The organism is Reyranella sp. GW821-FHT14A01 (assembly GCF_058803965.1).
Genome location: NZ_JBXAPM010000025.1, coordinates 1 through 14,693 on the forward strand (window position 1 = coordinate 1; position 14,693 = coordinate 14,693).

General features: G+C 65.6%; 18 protein-coding genes. 12 read left to right on the top strand and 6 right to left on the bottom strand.

All coding sequences use genetic code 11. From position 1 onward, the window contains the following. Positions 1-144: 144 nt before the first annotated feature. Both AC1ROX_RS29575 and AC1ROX_RS29580 read right to left on the bottom strand, forming a co-directional pair. The gene (locus AC1ROX_RS29575; RefSeq protein WP_493132147.1) at positions 145-300 is read right to left on the bottom strand and encodes a DUF3309 family protein; all 156 of its coding nucleotides are present in this window, start codon (positions 298-300) and stop codon (positions 145-147) included. Positions 301-310: 10 nt separating this feature from the next. Continuing rightward, a complete protein-coding gene (locus tag AC1ROX_RS29580; RefSeq protein WP_493132149.1) occupies positions 311-907 on the bottom strand; it encodes a superoxide dismutase in 597 nt (198 codons plus the stop codon). 449 nt (positions 908-1,356) lie between these two features. Here AC1ROX_RS29580 and bfr point away from each other — a divergent pair, with 449 nt between their 5' ends. Further along, complete coding sequence (gene bfr, locus AC1ROX_RS29585; RefSeq protein ID WP_493132151.1) at positions 1,357-1,842, top strand: bacterioferritin; 486 nt, start codon at positions 1,357-1,359, stop codon at positions 1,840-1,842. 28 nt (positions 1,843-1,870) lie between these two features. Here bfr and AC1ROX_RS29590 read toward each other — a convergent pair whose 3' ends face one another. Then, positions 1,871-2,074, bottom strand: coding sequence for a (2Fe-2S)-binding protein (locus AC1ROX_RS29590; RefSeq protein ID WP_493132153.1), 204 nt, complete (start codon positions 2,072-2,074; stop codon positions 1,871-1,873). Positions 2,075-2,209: 135 nt separating this feature from the next. On the opposite strand from AC1ROX_RS29590, the gene AC1ROX_RS29595 reads away from it, so the two are divergent. Beyond that, complete coding sequence (locus AC1ROX_RS29595) at positions 2,210-3,370, top strand: acyl-CoA dehydrogenase family protein (protein ID WP_493132155.1); 1,161 nt, start codon at positions 2,210-2,212, stop codon at positions 3,368-3,370. Positions 3,371-3,467: 97 nt separating this feature from the next. On the opposite strand, the gene AC1ROX_RS29600 is transcribed toward AC1ROX_RS29595, so the two are convergent. Beyond that, on the bottom strand, positions 3,468-5,135 hold the full coding sequence (locus AC1ROX_RS29600; RefSeq protein WP_493132157.1) for an adenylate/guanylate cyclase domain-containing protein: 1,668 nt from the start codon (positions 5,133-5,135) through the stop codon (positions 3,468-3,470). Between the two features lie 88 nt (positions 5,136-5,223). Here AC1ROX_RS29600 and AC1ROX_RS29605 point away from each other — a divergent pair, with 88 nt between their 5' ends. From AC1ROX_RS29605 to AC1ROX_RS29620, 4 genes are read left to right on the top strand one after another with little or no spacing between them, the layout of a single operon-like run. Further along, on the top strand, positions 5,224-5,682 hold the full coding sequence (locus tag AC1ROX_RS29605) for a MaoC family dehydratase (protein WP_493132158.1): 459 nt from the start codon (positions 5,224-5,226) through the stop codon (positions 5,680-5,682). Beyond that, the gene (locus tag AC1ROX_RS29610; protein WP_493132160.1) at positions 5,679-6,524 is read left to right on the top strand and encodes a VOC family protein; all 846 of its coding nucleotides are present in this window, start codon (positions 5,679-5,681) and stop codon (positions 6,522-6,524) included. The genes AC1ROX_RS29605 and AC1ROX_RS29610 overlap by 4 nt, the downstream gene beginning before the upstream one ends. A 5-nt stretch (positions 6,525-6,529) precedes the next feature. Next, positions 6,530-6,973 (top strand): acyl-CoA thioesterase, encoded by a 444-nt coding sequence (locus tag AC1ROX_RS29615; RefSeq protein WP_493132162.1) that lies wholly within the window; start codon positions 6,530-6,532, stop codon positions 6,971-6,973. Then, positions 6,970-7,434, top strand: coding sequence for a PaaI family thioesterase (locus AC1ROX_RS29620; RefSeq protein WP_493132164.1), 465 nt, complete (start codon positions 6,970-6,972; stop codon positions 7,432-7,434). The genes AC1ROX_RS29615 and AC1ROX_RS29620 overlap by 4 nt, the downstream gene beginning before the upstream one ends. A 39-nt stretch (positions 7,435-7,473) precedes the next feature. Here AC1ROX_RS29620 and AC1ROX_RS29625 read toward each other — a convergent pair whose 3' ends face one another. Together AC1ROX_RS29625 and AC1ROX_RS29630 are read right to left on the bottom strand one after the other, a co-directional pair. Next, positions 7,474-7,782, bottom strand: coding sequence for a DUF3775 domain-containing protein (locus tag AC1ROX_RS29625; protein ID WP_493132166.1), 309 nt, complete (start codon positions 7,780-7,782; stop codon positions 7,474-7,476). Positions 7,783-7,952: 170 nt separating this feature from the next. Beyond that, positions 7,953-9,536, bottom strand: coding sequence for a hypothetical protein (locus AC1ROX_RS29630; RefSeq protein ID WP_493132168.1), 1,584 nt, complete (start codon positions 9,534-9,536; stop codon positions 7,953-7,955). Positions 9,537-9,598: 62 nt separating this feature from the next. Here AC1ROX_RS29630 and AC1ROX_RS29635 point away from each other — a divergent pair, with 62 nt between their 5' ends. From AC1ROX_RS29635 to AC1ROX_RS29660, 6 genes are all read left to right on the top strand, one after another. Beyond that, positions 9,599-10,339, top strand: coding sequence for a class I SAM-dependent methyltransferase (locus AC1ROX_RS29635; protein ID WP_493132170.1), 741 nt, complete (start codon positions 9,599-9,601; stop codon positions 10,337-10,339). Beyond that, a complete protein-coding gene (locus AC1ROX_RS29640) occupies positions 10,332-11,384 on the top strand; it encodes a glycosyltransferase family 2 protein (protein WP_493132172.1) in 1,053 nt (350 codons plus the stop codon). Before AC1ROX_RS29635 ends, AC1ROX_RS29640 begins: the two co-directional genes overlap by 8 nt. Before the next feature lie 148 nt (positions 11,385-11,532). Continuing rightward, positions 11,533-11,865, top strand: coding sequence for a DMT family transporter (locus AC1ROX_RS29645; protein ID WP_493132173.1), 333 nt, complete (start codon positions 11,533-11,535; stop codon positions 11,863-11,865). Positions 11,866-11,875: 10 nt separating this feature from the next. Beyond that, positions 11,876-12,739, top strand: a complete 864-nt coding sequence (locus tag AC1ROX_RS29650) for a crotonase/enoyl-CoA hydratase family protein (RefSeq protein WP_493132175.1) — start codon at positions 11,876-11,878, stop codon at positions 12,737-12,739. Between the two features lie 85 nt (positions 12,740-12,824). Continuing rightward, a complete protein-coding gene (locus AC1ROX_RS29655) occupies positions 12,825-13,859 on the top strand; it encodes an ABC transporter substrate-binding protein (protein WP_493132177.1) in 1,035 nt (344 codons plus the stop codon). 12 nt (positions 13,860-13,871) lie between these two features. Further along, positions 13,872-14,693 (top strand): ABC transporter ATP-binding protein, encoded by an 822-nt coding sequence (locus AC1ROX_RS29660; RefSeq protein ID WP_493132259.1) that lies wholly within the window; start codon positions 13,872-13,874, stop codon positions 14,691-14,693.

Here is a 14,693-nt window from a genome sequence, read left to right on the forward strand (position 1 = left end):
GCGTCAGATAGTCGATCGAGAGCTGGCTCGACATCGGCCCCATCAGGAAGCCGATCAGGCGCCACTGGAGTGGCGCGCTCCAAAGCTGGCACCGATAAATAAAAGGGGCGCCCGAAGGCGCCCCTTTGTCTGCGGGATGGGCCGCTATATGCGTCCCATCAACAACAGAATCACCACGATGATGAGCACCAGTCCAATGCCGCCGCTTGGATAGTAACCCCAGCCGCTGCTGTGCGGCCAGGTCGGCAGCGCCCCGATCAGGATGAGGATCAGGATGATAAGAAGGATGGTGCCCAACATTGCTTGCTCCTTAGTCTAGGTTTTTCTCGGCAAACGACCAGTTCGCGAGCTTGTCGAGCCAGGCCTGGATGTGGTCCGGGCGGCGGTTCTGGAAATCGAGGTAGTAGGCGTGCTCCCACACGTCGGCGACGAGGAGCGGCTTGCCGCCGTGCGCCAGCGGGGTGTCGGCATTGGCGGTCGTCTCGATCTTGAGCTTGCCGTCCGCGCCCTTCACCAGCCACGCCCAGCCGCTGCCGAACTGGCCGACGGCCGCCGCCTTGAAGGCCGCCTTGAACTTGTCGAGGTCGCCGAAGCTGTCGTCGATCGCCGACTTGATCTTGCCGGTCGGGTCGCCGCCCTTCGGCGCCATGCTGTTCCAGTAGAAGGTGTGGTTCCAGATCTGGCCGGCGTTGTTGAAGATCGCCTTGCCCTTCTCGTCCTTGGCCGACTTCTTGACGATGTCCTCGAGCGACAGGCCTTCGTACGCCGTGCCCGGGACGAGCTCGTTCAGCTTGTCAACATAGGCCTTGTGATGCTTGCCGTAGTGGAACGAAATCGTGTTGGCCGAAATCACCGGCGCAAGCGCGTCATCGGCGTAGGGGAGTTTCGGGAGAGTGAAGTTGGACATAACGCTATCCTCAGCTGGCTGGCCCGGATCGACCCGGGCGGGCGGCGTCCGACATGAACGCACCTCACCTTATGACGTTGCGCGTTGCGATGGTGCTACGATTTTTGCCGCAAAAGGCCCGAAAGCCCCGATTTTGCGTGTGGGTTCGGCTCTCTGTTTCGCGGTGGGATTCGAGGATGGCCTGAACGAACGTGCGCTCACCGCGGCCGGTTCCTCCGTCGCCTCGTCCTCCGATTCGATTCGAGAGGCGCGACGGGGCAAACGAGTGAGTGATTCTCAAACGCGAGCGAGTGCTTCTCACATGCGAGCAAGTCGTTCTCACTTGCCCGACTTCGATGCGTTAAGGGCAGATTTCTCCGCTAACGTTTCTCACTCGCTCACTCTTTGGTTGCGCCACTAAAATCGGTGAGTATCTGTAAGAACCGACTCATCCAAAGAGGAGGTTCGCCATGAAGGGCAACCCGCAGATCGTCGCCGAACTCAACAAGCTCCTGAAGAACGAGCTGACGGCGATCAACCAGTATTTCCTCCACGCCCGCATGATGAAGCACTGGGGCTTCGATCGCCTCGGCCATAAGATCTACGAAGAGTCGATCGGCGAGATGAAGCATGCCGACAAGCTCATCCAGCGCATCCTCCTGCTCGACGGCCTGCCCAATCTCCAGGACATGGGGAGGATCGCGATCGGCGAGAACGTGCCGGAGGCGCTCGAGGCCGACCTCAAGCTCGAGAGTGCCGCGCGCACCGCACTGGTCGAGGCGGTGACCGCCTGCGAGGCGGCGAAGGACTATGTCAGCCGCGAGATCGCCGTCAGCATCCTCGAGGACGCCGAGGAGCATATCGACTTCCTCGAGACCGAGATCGGCCTGATCGAGAAGGTCGGCGTGCAGAACTACCTGCAGAGCCAGATGGGCGAAGGGAAGGGCCCGAGCTGATCGCTCGGGTCGGAGCCTAGGAGACCGGCTAGTCGGCCGCGAGCAGGGTCTGCTGGGCGGAGCGCTCGTGGGCAACTGTGTGGGCGATCCGCTCACGCATGTCGCAGGCGCAGGAGCCGCATTGGGGGCTCTTGCCACAGGCCCGGAAGACGTCGGCTGGACGCCGGGCGCCCGCGCGGACGGCGGCATCGACTTCACGTTCCCTGATGGCCTTGCAGATACAGATATACATGCCTTGGCGGCCGTTTCTTCCCGCTGTTGCGACTTACTCGCAGGCAGAAGATAGGGGCGGGCGCCCCAGCCGGTCAAGTGGTCTGAAAACCCCCGATTCGGGACTTTTCCGGACTGAAGTGTAGAATCGGCCTCCATGACCCATCCGATCTTCACCGAAGAACACGACCTCATCCGCGCCCAGCTCCGCCGCTTCGTCGATGAGCGCGTCCGACCAGAAGGCCCGAAATGGGAAGAAGCGGGCCTCGTGCCGCGCGACGTGCTGGCCGAGATGGGCGGGCTGGGCTTCTTCGGCCTGCGGGTGCCCGAGGCGCTGGGCGGCTCCGGCCTCGACGCCCGCGCTTCGGTCGTGCTCGCCGAGGAGGTCGGCCGGTCGACCCATGGCGGTTTCGCCATCACCGTGCTGGTCCATACCGACATGGCGAGCCCGCATCTCGTACGCTTCGGCACCAGGCGCCAGCTCGAGAAGTACATGCCGGGCATCGTCGCCGGCACGGCCATCACCGCGGTCGGTGTCACCGAGCCCGGCGCCGGCTCCGACGTGGCGGGTATCCGCACCCGCGCCGTGCGCGACGGCAGCCACTACGTGCTGAACGGCACCAAGATGTTCATCACCAACGGCGTGCATGCCGATCTCTATTTCATCGCGGCCAAGACCGATCCCGAGGCCAAGGGCAGCCGCGCCATCACCATGTTCATCGTCGAGAAGGGGACGCCCGGCTTCAAGGTCGGCCGCGCCCTCGACAAGACCGGCTGGCGCTCGTCGGACACGGCCGAGCTGATCTTCGAGGATTGCCGCGTGCCCGCCGAGAACGTGCTGGGCGAGGAGAATCGCGGCTTCTATTCGATCATGGCCAACTTCCAGACCGAGCGGCTGGTGATCGGCGCCATGGCGATGGCGGAGGCGCGCGAAGCGATCCGACTCACCTTCGAGCACGTGAACCAGCGCACCGCTTTCGGCAAGCCACTGTGGGACAAGCAGGCGATCCGCCAGCGACTGTCCAAGCGGCTGGCCGAGGTCGAGGCGGCCCGCCAGCTCGTCCATCACACGGCCTGGCTCGATGCGCAGGGCGGCGATTGCGTGGCCCAGGTCTCGATGGTCAAGGCGTTGGCCGGCGACCTCGTGAACGAGGTGCTGTTCGACTGCGTGCAGTTCCACGGCGGGATGGGCTTCATGCGCGAAACCCCGGTCGAGCGCATGTCGCGCGACGTGCGCGTCCAGGCGATCGGCGGCGGCGCCTCGGAGGTCATGCTGGAGGAGATCGCCAAGCGCTTCGGCGCGGCGATCGCGGATTGACTAACAGTCATCCTGAGCGCAGCGAAGGACCTAACGGATCGACCGACGGACTCCTTGGCGGGCGTGAGATCCTTCGCTTCGCTCAGGATGACACGGATTACTGTGGCGCGACCATGAACGGCCCGATGGCCGTGATGGTGCACTCCGAGCCGCCGGCATCGCGGCAGGCCTGCAACGCCATCGAGGTGGCGTCCTGTTCGCTCGATCGGCCGGTCGTGATGCCGATGCGGCCATTGGCGGCCAGCGCGACGGCGCGCCAGCCGTCGGCGATCAGATACTGCTCCAGCGCCTTCGTCTGGGCGTCGTCGAGGCCGCCCATGTCCTGCGGCGTAAAGATGTCGGTGACGCGCATCGTTTGCGGCGTGCGGACCAGCACGTTGTTGTTCACTGCATAGACGACACAGGGCCGGCCTGTGAGATGGCCGCAGATCTGCAGGTTGCGGCGGATCGCGTCGGCGTCGGTTTCGCTGGGGGTCCACCAGTCGAAGCGGTTGTGGCCCAGCACCAGCGCGCGGCTGTGGGTGTTGGTCAGGTAATGCGAGGTCAGCCGTTCGCGGGCTGGCGGATTGAGCAGCGGCGCCGTCGCGGGATCGAAGGCAATCGGCGGCGACGGCTTCATGGCGGGCACATAGGGTGGCGGCGGCATCGGCGGCGAGCGGAACGACCAGACCACGTCGTTCTCGACCGCGTAGAGCATGCAGCTGTCGTAGGCGCGCACGATCGGCACGTCCTTCTGGACCTTCTTGTTGCACTCCTCCAGGGCGGCCTGGCGCGCGGCGCCTTCGTCGATCCGGTCGATGGCCGTCCCGAAGATGCCGCGCACATTCAGCGCGAAGGCCTTGGCGCCTGGCGCGTCGGCATAGTTCTGCAGGGCGCGCCAGTGGAAGTCGGGAACGAAGGGAACCTCCTTGGCCACGAAGCGACGCGGTGCCGAAGGGGGGGCAGGGGCCGCGGGTGCGCTTGGCGCGGCGACGCTTTGCGGAACTGCCGGCGTTGGTGCCCGGGGGGCCGCCGGCGTGGCAACCGTTTCCGGCACGGGCCGGGGCCCGGCCGGCTGAGCGGAAGTGGGTTCGGCGGTCTGCAGGGACGGTGGCGCCGAGGGATGGCGCAGATAGAAGGTTCCGGCGAGCGCCCCCAGGACCAGGACCGCCACGACCCCGCCGACCAGGAACATGCGCGTACGCGGCATCGACCGGGCTACCGCATGCGCGGGGTGCGCCGGGCTCGCCGGGCGCGCGCCGTCGATGGTCAGGCGATAGGCATGGATGGGACGGGGGATGTTCTTGACGTGCTGCTCGCCGATATCCTCGGCACCCAGCATCAGCTTGCCGACGATCTGTTCGTAGACCGACGACGAAATGCAGACGCCGCCGGCCGCCGAGATCGACTCCAGACGCACGGCCACGTTCACGGCATCGCCCATGAGATCGTCGCCGCTCTCCACGACGTCGCCCAGGTTGACGCCGATCCGCAGGGTGAGCTGGTCGTCGGCCTTCGACGTGGCGTTGGCCGAACGCATGGCCTCCTGGATTTCGAGCGCGGCGCGGACGGCTTCGACCGGGCTCGGGAATTCCGCCAGCAGCCCGTCGCCGGTCATCTTGAAGACGCGCCCGCGATGCTGGCGCACCAGCGTGCCGGACGAATCGAGGCGGGCGGCCAACAGGGCCAGCGCATGCTCCTCGTCGCGCGCCGACATGGTGCTGAACGCCACGACATCGATGGCGAGGATCGTGGTGAGCCGTCGTACGAGATTTGATTCGGTCATTGCGCGCTGATCTTCCGCGGGGAAAGTACCATAGCGCGCGGCAGAGGACATGCTTGCGTGATTGTCCATGCTCTGCGAAGACCGGGATATGCAGTCCGCGGAGCCCCGTTACTGGGAAGACTACGAAGTCGGGAAGAAATATCCCCTCGGCTCGACCAGTTTCACGGCCGAGGAAATCATCGAGTTCGCCAAGAAATTCGATCCGCAGAGCTTCCACGTCGATGCCGAGGCCGCCAAATCCTCCCTGTTCGGAGGTCTTTGCGCCTCGGGCTGGCACGTTGCAGCCAAGCTGATGCGGCTTTTCGTCGACAGCTACGTCGACCAGCGCACGGCGCTGGGTTCTCCGGGCATCGACGAGCTGCGCTGGCTGAAGCCGGTGCGGCCGGGCGATACGCTCACCGCCTGGGTCGAGTGTGCGAACAAGGTCCCGTCCAAGAGCCGCCCGACCATGGGTGTCATCCACGAGCATTGGACGGCGGTCAACCAGAATGGCGAATTGGTAATGACCTCCAAGGGGGTCAACATGGTGCGCAGGAGGCCGGTATGAAGCGTGCGGTGAAGGGGCTCGACCATGTGGTGGTCATGGTCGACGGCATCGACGCGGCCGAGGCGGCCTACAGGAAGCTCGGCTTCCAGGTGCAGCCGCGCGGCTTCCACAAGAAGCTCGGCACGGCCAACCATCTGATGATCTTCGATACCGACTATTTCGAGATCCTGGGCATCGTCGAGGACACCGAGTTCAACGCCGAGCGGCGCGAGTGGCTGAAGGGCGGCGGCGGGCTGGCCAACGTGGCGCTGGCGACCGATGGCGCCGACGTGGCTTACGAAGCCTTCAAGGCAGCCGGCCTCAATCCCGATGCGCCGTTGTCGTTCGACCGCGCGGTCGACGTGGCGGGCAAGACGGAACTCGCCAGGTTCCGCACCGTGCGCATTCCGAAGGACAATATGCCGGTCGTCGGCTTCTTCGTCTGCGAGCACCAGACGCCGGAGTTCGTCTACCGGGCGGAATGGGCGGCCCATCCCAACGGCGCGCGCGGCATCCTGGGCGTCACGGTGATCGCCAGCCAGTCGGCCAAGTGGATCCCCGAACTCGAGAAGTATTTCGGCCCCGACTCGGTCAAGCGCGAGGGCGAGGGGCTGGTGGTCGACACCGGCACCCAGCCGATCCGCTACATGACGCCCAAGGACTATGCCGTGCGCTATCCCGGCATCACGCCGGTACGCCCGGGCGATCATCCCGCCCTGCTCACGATCCGTGTCGAGAATCTCGCGGCCTGCGAGAGCCTGCTGAAGAAGAACGGCGTCAAGTTCACCAAGCCCGACTCCGGTCGGCTGGTCGTGCCGCCGTCCGAGGCGGCGCATCTCACCCTGGAATTCTCGGAGTTCTAGTCTTCATGGCGTTCGATCTTGCCGACCGCGGCATCTACGGCTTCTCCACCACCGAAAACCTGCGCTTCGCCGACGTCGACGCCAACGGGCACATCAACAACGGCGCCTTCCTCGAATTGCTGGAGAATGTGCGCGTCTCCTACCTGCGCGGCATCGTGCGCACAGGCCTGCCCCGCTTCCGGCTGGTCATCGGCCGCATCGAGGCCGACTTCAAGCGCCAGATGTTCTATCCCGGCACCGCCGTCGCCTGCGCCCGCCTCATTGAGGCGCACGACCGCAAGTGCGTGATCGGCCAGGGCCTGTTCGATGGCGAGGGGAATTGCACCGCCGTCCAGCGTGTCATCATGGTGTCGCTGAACGAGGAGACACATCGCGCCACGCCGTTCGATCCGGTGGTGCGCGCGATGCTCGACCGTCTCGCTGCTTCGAAGGATGGGCTCGATCCATGACCGATCTGGTACCGGAAGGCTTCCGCAAGCTCGACGTCATCGACGACTTCGTCTCGCTCGCGGGACCGCTCTGGTACAAGGCTGAAGAGGATGGGCTCAGGATCGGCCTGCCGCTGGAAAAGAGGCACGGCAATCCGATGGGCATTGCGCATGGCGGCCTGCTGGTCACCGTCGCCGACATGGTGATGGGCGTGGGCTCCGGCTTCGCCACCGGCATGTTCTGGCCGCATCCCACCATCTCGCTGACCAGCGAATTCGTGCGCGGCGCCAGGCTCGGCCAGTGGCTCGAAGGCAAGGCGCGCATCGCGCGGCGCACCATCAACTTCTGCTTCGCGAGTTGCGATCTCGTCTGCGGCGGCGAGATAGTCTTGGTATCGTCCGGTGTCTTCAAGGTGCCCGACCCGGACAAGATTCCCGAGGCGGCCCGCGCCGTGGCCTTGTCGCCACCCTGGAAAAAGTAGTCGTCTTCGTCCGACGTTGCCGCTCAGCCGGTCACGGCATCAGAACGTTTCGCCAATCATTTTGGCGCCGCTGCGAAGATGTTCGGCGAGCGGTGATCCCTGAGCCATGTACGCGACATCACGCTCGCCCTGGTTCCCCTGATCCTTCACTTCCGCCAAGGCGTCTTCCCAGGATTCAAAGTCTCCGCACCCAAGCCAGGTGAGGGCCTTGAGTTCGGTCATGGCATCGTCGCCGAGGGCGGTGAGGGCGTCGAAAAGCGGGCGGGTATCGCCGGATGCGGAGGCGTCGAGAAGCTCCGCCTTCGAAATGATATCGATCAACTGGGCATGTGTCAGGAATCTACGCATTACGAACTCCCTGCCCTTAAGTCCTGGGGATTGTGCCTCCTCGACAATTAAGACGTTTCAGCGACACCAACAAACAAAGGCTTTTTCGTCTTCTGCCCAGGGAGAGCACAGTTCCCAGCCCGATTGCGCGCCAATTTGACGGGATTGTTTTCCAGGAGGCCGCGAGGGCTCTACTTCTTCACCTTCTTCCGCCGGTAGATCTGATACCGGTCGAAATCCATCAGGTGCTCGTAGTTCTCGAAGGCGTCGGCGAACACCCGATTCTGCATGAAGTATTCGAGGTAATCGAACTCCTTGCCCTGGCAGCGCGGGACACCGGCGATGCGGTCGACGATCAGCAGGTCGGGATGCTCGCGGGCGAAATCCTCGCTCAGCGTGTCGAACACGAACTTCTCCGAATCGCCCATCGTGTCGGGCGGATTGTAGAGCGCGGGGAAGTCGTCGCAGGTCGCGTAAACGCCCTGCAGCACCCACATGGTGAGGAACCGCGTCGTCATGCGGCCGCCGATGTAGTTGATCATCGGCCAGAACGGATAGATGCCCGGCGACAGGACGAGGATGGTCCGGTGCGGCGCGTTCTGCTCGATGATGTGCTGCAGCCGGCCGCCGATCGAATCCTCGAACTGGCGCTGCTTGTAGAAAGGCGGCGTGTAGAGCGCGGCCTGGAAGTAGAGCAGCACCATGAAGGTCGCGCAGATCACCGCCACCGGCAGGCGGTGGGCGCTGCGGCTGATCGGCAGGTAGCGGTCGACGGTCTGCGAGACGGTGAGGGCCGCCAGCAGGATCGCGGCCGAAAGCGCCGGCAGCACGTGATAGGGCCAGCCCTTGGCCTGGCCTATGGCCGACAGGGCGGCGCCGACGCCGAACACCACGAGGACGCGCGCCGCGATGGTCTTGGTGAAGACGATGGCCAGCAGGCCGAAGATCGCCAGCGCCAGCAGGGTGGGGCCCAGCACGTTGCTGGTCAGCACCTCGCGCCAGCCCGAATCCCCGATCGGCGCATAGGCCTCGACCGCGAGCGGCAGGACGAAATGCCCGAACTCGGGGAAGACCAGGTACATCAGCCCGAGATGGACCACCGCGAGCAGGCCGATCGCCCAGGGGATCGGGTCGGTGAAGGTCGTCCGCCAGCCGCGCCGGACCAGCAGATAGAGTTCGACCGCGGCCGGGATGGCGAGATAGTGCGGCTTCATCGCAAGCGCGATGCCCGCCACGAGGCCCACGAGGATCGAGGAGACGCGCGTCGGATTCACGCCCTCGGCGCGCGCCATCGAGGCGATCAGGTAGGGCGCGCAGGCCACGAACATGATGTGCTCGCGCTGCCCGAAATGCTCGTTGGGCAGCACCGTGAACAGGAACAGCAGCACCGGCGGCAGCAGCGCCTCGGTGAGCGCATGGTCGGCCGAGGGCACCAGATGAATCAGCCGCCGGCAGGCCCAGAACGAGGCGAAGATGCCGGCGACCACCCAGGCCGTGAACCAGAAGGCCACTGTTCCAGGCAGCAGCTTTGCCGTCAGCACCGGCAGCCCGTGCACGATGAAGGTCAGCGGCAGGTTTTCGTCCAGGACCTCGACATAGAGCTTCTCGCCACCGATCCAGCGCGTCGATACGTCGAGGATGGCGGCGACGTCGTGGTTGATGGGCGGAAAGAAATAGCCGGCGAGCCAGAGGATCGGCAGCGCGAACAGCGGCACCAGCAGCAGCCGCTCGACACGCGGCGGAATGGTCGGAGGTTTGGTCTGAGCGGTTGGCAAGGCGGGGCGAAGATATCATAAGCGGACGGGAAGAGGAGACTTCCCGGGAGAGAGGCCGCTTCGTGGAACGGGCCGAGTACGAGCGTATGCATGCGGTCGAAGACCGCATGTGGTGGTATCGCGGCCTGCGGCGGCTGATTGCCGACCAACTCGCTCGGGCATTGACGCGATCCAGCGCCATCGGCCCGGTGCTCGATGCCGGATGCGGTACCGGCGGCATGCTGCGCGTGATGGGGCCGGGCGTGGCCGGGCGTCCCACCATCGGCCTCGAATACGATCCGGTGGCCGCGGGCCTGGCGAAGACCAAGGCGGGGCGGCCCGTCGTGTCGGGGTCGGTCAACGAAATGCCGCTCGGCGACGGAGCCCTGGGCGCCTATGTCTCGCTCGACGTCCTCTGTCACGCCAACGTGGAACCCGCGCGTGCCCTGAAAGAGGCGCATCGTTGCCTCGGGCCGGGCGCGATCGCGGTCTTCAATCTGCCGGCCTATTCATGGTTGCTGTCGGCGCACGACAGGCGCGTCCACAATGCCCGCCGCTTTACGCGAGGGCAGGCCCGCGCTCTGATCGCCGCCTCAGGCTTCCGTATCCTTCGTGCGAGCTACTGGAACATGCTCCTGTTTCCCCTGATGCTCCTTCACCGGCTGGTCGAGCGCGACGACGCGGAGAGCGATGTGCGTGACTATCCGCGCTGGCTCGACGCAATATTCTCCACTGCGCTCGCCATCGAGCGCACCGTCATCGGCGCCGGGATCAGCCTGCCGTTCGGCGGTTCCCTCATGATCGTGGCGGTGCGTGATGCTTGAGACTTCCGAAAATGCGCCGGCTCTTTCGATCGTCGTGCCGGTCTACAATGGCGCATCGACCGTCGGCGAGCTGGTGAAGGCGTTGCGCGCGCTGGAGATCGAGGGCGGGTTGGAGGTCGTGCTGGTGGTCGACGGCAGCCCGGACAACAGTCTCGACGTCTGCAAGCAGCTCGCGGTCGAGCCCGGCGCGCCGGTGACGGTGCTGAGCCTCAGCCGTAACTTCGGTGAGCACAACGCGGTGATGGCCGGCCTCGCGCGGGCGCGCGGGGCCTATGCGATCACCATGGACGACGACCTGCAGAACCCGCCCGAGGAAGTGCGGCGCCTGTTCGAGCATGCGCGCGACGGCCACTACGACGCGGTCTACACCTATTACGAAGAGAAGAAGCACGCGGCCTGGCGCAATCTCGGCAGCCGCTTCACCAACTGGTGCGCCGACAAGCTGATCGACAAGCCGCCGGGTCTCTATCTCTCCAGCTTCCGCTGCGTCTCCCGTTTCCTGCGCGAGAGGGTCACGGCAAGCTACGAAGGGCCGGCGCCCTATGTCGACGGGCTGATCTTCCAGATCACCCAGAATGTCAGCCGCCTGCAGGTCAACCACCTGCCGCGTGCCGAGGGCCGGTCGAACTACACGCTGCGCCGGCTGCTGCGGCTCTGGCTCGCCATGTTCCTCAATTTCTCGGTGATGCCGCTGCGGGTGGCGACGATCCTCGGCCTGGCCTTCGGCGCCCTGGGCGCGTTGGCTGCCGGCATCGTGATCGTCGAGGCGATCATCTCCGACAAGCCGCCGCAGGGCTGGGCCTCGCTGATGGTCGCGGTCCTGGTGCTGGCGGGCGTGCAGCTCCTCGTGATCGGCATGATCGGCGAATATCTCGGCAGCATGTTCCTGGCCGTGAACCGCAAGCCGCAATACCTGGTGCGCGAAGTGTTCCGCCGCGGCGATGGCCCCGGGGGGCTCGACATCGAGCGGCCGAAGGTCGATACGCGGGCAGCCGGCCAGCCGCATCGCGAGCCGTCAGGCGAGGCGACGGGCGGGCCGGGCTAAGGGTCCTTCGCTGCGCTCAGGATGACACTATTGTTGGAATCGGCGCAGTGCGCTGATCCAAAAAAAGCTGTCATCCTGAGCGCAGCGAAGGACCTTTCCGCGGCCTCTCGACACATGAGCGGCAATAGCGAATGAGGAGCGACAGGGAATGACGATCTACTACGTGGCGCTGGGGATCGGCATTCTGGCCGGCATCGGCGGCCAGATGCTGCTCAAGGCGGGCGCCGATGCGCCGGACTTCGTGAGCCAGCTCCTCCGCCCCTCGACCATCGCGGGCCTGGCGCTCTACGGCTCGGCCGCCTTCCTCTACATCGTCGCGCTGCGCAAAATTCCGGTCTCGGTCGCCTTTCCCAGCGTGTCGCTCTCCTATGCGATCGTTGCAGTGCTCGGGCACTTCCTTTTCGGCGAGCCCTTCGGCATCAAGCAGATCGGCGGCATCGCGCTGATCGTGGGCGGTGTCGTTCTCATCAACCAGAGCTGAGGAGCGCCCCGTGGATTACGAGCAGATCAAGTACGAGACCAGGGACGGCATCCTCACCATCACCCTCAACCGTCCCGACAAGCTCAATGCCTTCACCGGCAAGATGCTGTCGGAGCTGCTCGACGCGATGGACCGCGCGGACCGCGACGACGATGTGCGCGCCGTCGTGTTCACCGGAGCGGGCCGAGGCTTCTGTGCCGGCGCGGACCTGTCGGGCGGTGCCAACACCTTCAACGCCGAGAATCGCGGGCCGGTCGATCCCGGCCTCGACGGTCATCGCGATGGTGGCGGCCTCTTCACCCTGCGCCTCTACGAATCGCTGAAGCCCACGATCGCCGCCTGCAACGGCCCGGCGGTCGGTGTCGGCATCACCATGCAGCTCGCCATGGACATCCGCCTCGCCTCGGAGGCGGCGCGCTACGGCTTCGTGTTCACGCGTCGTGCCATCGTCATGGAAGCCTGTTCGAGCTGGTTCCTGCCCCGTCTCGTGGGTCCGCAGCAGGCGCTGGAATGGGTGATGACCGGCCGCGTCTTCTCCGCCGAGGAGGCGCTGAACGGCCGCCTCGTGCGCTCGATCCACAAGGCCGACGATCTCCTGCCGGCGGCCTATGCGCTGGCCCGCGAGATCGCCGACAACACCGCGCCGGTCTCGGTCGCGCTGAACCGCCAGATGATCTGGAAGATGCTGGGCGCCGACCATCCGATGGAAGCCCACAAGGTCGATTCCAAGGGCATCTACTCGCGCGGCAAGTCGGACGACGTGAAGGAGGGCGTGACCGCCTTCCTCGAAAAGCGCCCGGCCCGCTTCCCCATGAAGGTCAGCGACGGCATGCCGTCCTACTTCCCGTGGTGGCAGGAGCGTAAGTTCAAGTAGCGGTTTCTCCGCGACCGCCTGGCGGTTGCCGCGACGGGGGCCTTGCGGCAAGCTGCCAGAAAACAAGCCTGTCGCGGAGGAAACGATGACCAAGCTGCAGATGCGGCGCCGGACCTTGATGGCGGCCGCCCCGATGATCGTGGCGGCGCCCTATGTCGCGCGGGCCCAGAGCAAGCCCGAGAAGAGCAAGGTGATCCTCGCGGTCGGCGGCAAGTCCGCCCTCTATTACCTCTCGTTGACCATCGCCGAGCGCAAGGGCTTCTTCAAGGAAGCCGGTCTCGACGTCGAGATCAACGACTTCCAGGGCGGCGCCAAGTCGCTGCAGGCTCTGATGGGCGGCAGCGCCGATGTGGTGGCCGGCGCCTACGAGCACACCATCCGAATGCAGCAGCGCGGCCAGGACGTAACGGGCTTCGCCCTGATCGGCCGCGGCATGCAGATCTGCATCGCGCTGCGCAACGACGTGGCCGCCAAGGTGAAGGGGCCGGCCGACATCAAGGGCATGAAGTTCGGCGTCACGGCGCCGGGCTCGTCGACCCACATGCTGCTGAACTTCTGGGCCGCCAAGGGTGGGCTGAAGGCCAGCGACGTGGTGGCGATCGGCGTCGGGGCCGGCGCCTCGGTCATCGCCGCGATCGAGAAGGGCGAGGTCGACGGTGTGTCCCAGACCGATCCCGCGCTCACCATCCTGACCGACAAGAACCTCGTGAAGGTGATGGTCGACACGCGCACGACCAAGGGCAACCAGGAAGTCTTCGGCGGCGCTTTCCCGGCGGCCAGCCTCTATTCGCAAACCGACTTCATCAAGAAGAACCCGGGCACGGTGCAGGCGATGGCCACCGGCATCGTGCGCGCCAACCAGTGGCTGCAGACGGCCACACCGGCCGATGTCGCGAACGCCGTGCCCGAGGGCTACCTGCTGGGCGATCGCGCGGTCTACGAGAAGTCGTTCGCGGGCGTGCGCGAGACCATTTCGCCGGACGGCACCATGCCCGCCGGTGCCATGGAGAACTGCCTCAAGTTCCTGGTCGAGAGTGATCCCGCCATCAAGGCGTCGACGGTGAAGCTCGCCGACACCTGGAACAACGAATTCGCCCAGCGCGCCGCCAAGCGCAGCTAGTTCGACGTGACGATCAATGAGGGGCCGGCGCTGGCGCTGGCCGATATCACCTGTCGCTTCGCCGCGCGCGACGATGCGAGCAAGGCCTACACCGCCGTCGCCAACGCCACGCTGAACGTGGCGCGCGGAGAATTCGTGTCGGTGGTCGGACCGACCGGCTGCGGCAAGTCCACCCTGCTCAACGTGGCGGCGGGGTTGCTGGAGCCGTCGTCCGGCACGGTCGAGGTATTCGGCGAGAGGCTGCTGGCGGCCAACGGCGTGAACCGGCGCGCCGGCTACATGTTCCAGGCCGATGCGCTGATGCCGTGGCGCACCGGCATCGACAATGTCATCGCCGGCCTCGAATTCCGTGGCGTGCCGCGGGCGGAGGCGATCGGGCAGGGCGAGGCGTGGTTGCGCCGCGTCGGGCTTGCGGGCTTCGGCGATCGCTATCCGCACCAGATGTCCGGCGGCATGCGCAAGCGACTGGCGCTGGCCCAGACGCTGATCCTGAGTCCCGACATCCTGTTGATGGACGAGCCTTTTTCGGCGCTCGACGTGCAGACGCGGCAGCTCATGGAGAACGAGCTGCTGGCGCTGTGGGCGGAGGATCGCAAGTCAGTCCTGTTCATCACCCACGACCTGGAGGAGGCGATCGCGCTGTCCGACCGGGTCATCGTCCTGTCGGCCGGCCCGGCAACGCATCCGATCGGCGATTTCAGGGTCGATCTTCCCAGGCCGCGCGACGTCTCGGAGATCCGCATGACGCCCGCCTTCCTCGACCTGCATCGCGAGATCTGGAGCGCGATGAAGGAAGAGGTGCTGAAGGCCTACGAACAGCAGAAGGCGATCTGA

Bases quoted from the DNA above. Each gene is read 5' to 3' on its own strand.
- AC1ROX_RS29575 (WP_493132147.1), bottom strand. From the start codon at position 300: ATGTTGGGCACCATCCTTCTTATCATCCTGATCCTCATCCTGATCGGG.
- AC1ROX_RS29580 (WP_493132149.1), bottom strand. From the start codon at position 907: ATGTCCAACTTCACTCTCCCGAAACTCCCCTACGCCGATGACGCGCTT.
- bfr (WP_493132151.1), top strand. From the start codon at position 1,357: ATGAAGGGCAACCCGCAGATCGTCGCCGAACTCAACAAGCTCCTGAAG.
- AC1ROX_RS29590 (WP_493132153.1), bottom strand. From the start codon at position 2,074: ATGTATATCTGTATCTGCAAGGCCATCAGGGAACGTGAAGTCGATGCC.
- AC1ROX_RS29595 (WP_493132155.1), top strand. From the start codon at position 2,210: ATGACCCATCCGATCTTCACCGAAGAACACGACCTCATCCGCGCCCAG.
- AC1ROX_RS29600 (WP_493132157.1), bottom strand. From the start codon at position 5,135: ATGACCGAATCAAATCTCGTACGACGGCTCACCACGATCCTCGCCATC.
- AC1ROX_RS29605 (WP_493132158.1), top strand. From the start codon at position 5,224: ATGCAGTCCGCGGAGCCCCGTTACTGGGAAGACTACGAAGTCGGGAAG.
- AC1ROX_RS29610 (WP_493132160.1), top strand. From the start codon at position 5,679: ATGAAGCGTGCGGTGAAGGGGCTCGACCATGTGGTGGTCATGGTCGAC.
- AC1ROX_RS29615 (WP_493132162.1), top strand. From the start codon at position 6,530: ATGGCGTTCGATCTTGCCGACCGCGGCATCTACGGCTTCTCCACCACC.
- AC1ROX_RS29620 (WP_493132164.1), top strand. From the start codon at position 6,970: ATGACCGATCTGGTACCGGAAGGCTTCCGCAAGCTCGACGTCATCGAC.
- AC1ROX_RS29625 (WP_493132166.1), bottom strand. From the start codon at position 7,782: ATGCGTAGATTCCTGACACATGCCCAGTTGATCGATATCATTTCGAAG.
- AC1ROX_RS29640 (WP_493132172.1), top strand. From the start codon at position 10,332: ATGCTTGAGACTTCCGAAAATGCGCCGGCTCTTTCGATCGTCGTGCCG.
- AC1ROX_RS29645 (WP_493132173.1), top strand. From the start codon at position 11,533: ATGACGATCTACTACGTGGCGCTGGGGATCGGCATTCTGGCCGGCATC.
- AC1ROX_RS29655 (WP_493132177.1), top strand. From the start codon at position 12,825: ATGACCAAGCTGCAGATGCGGCGCCGGACCTTGATGGCGGCCGCCCCG.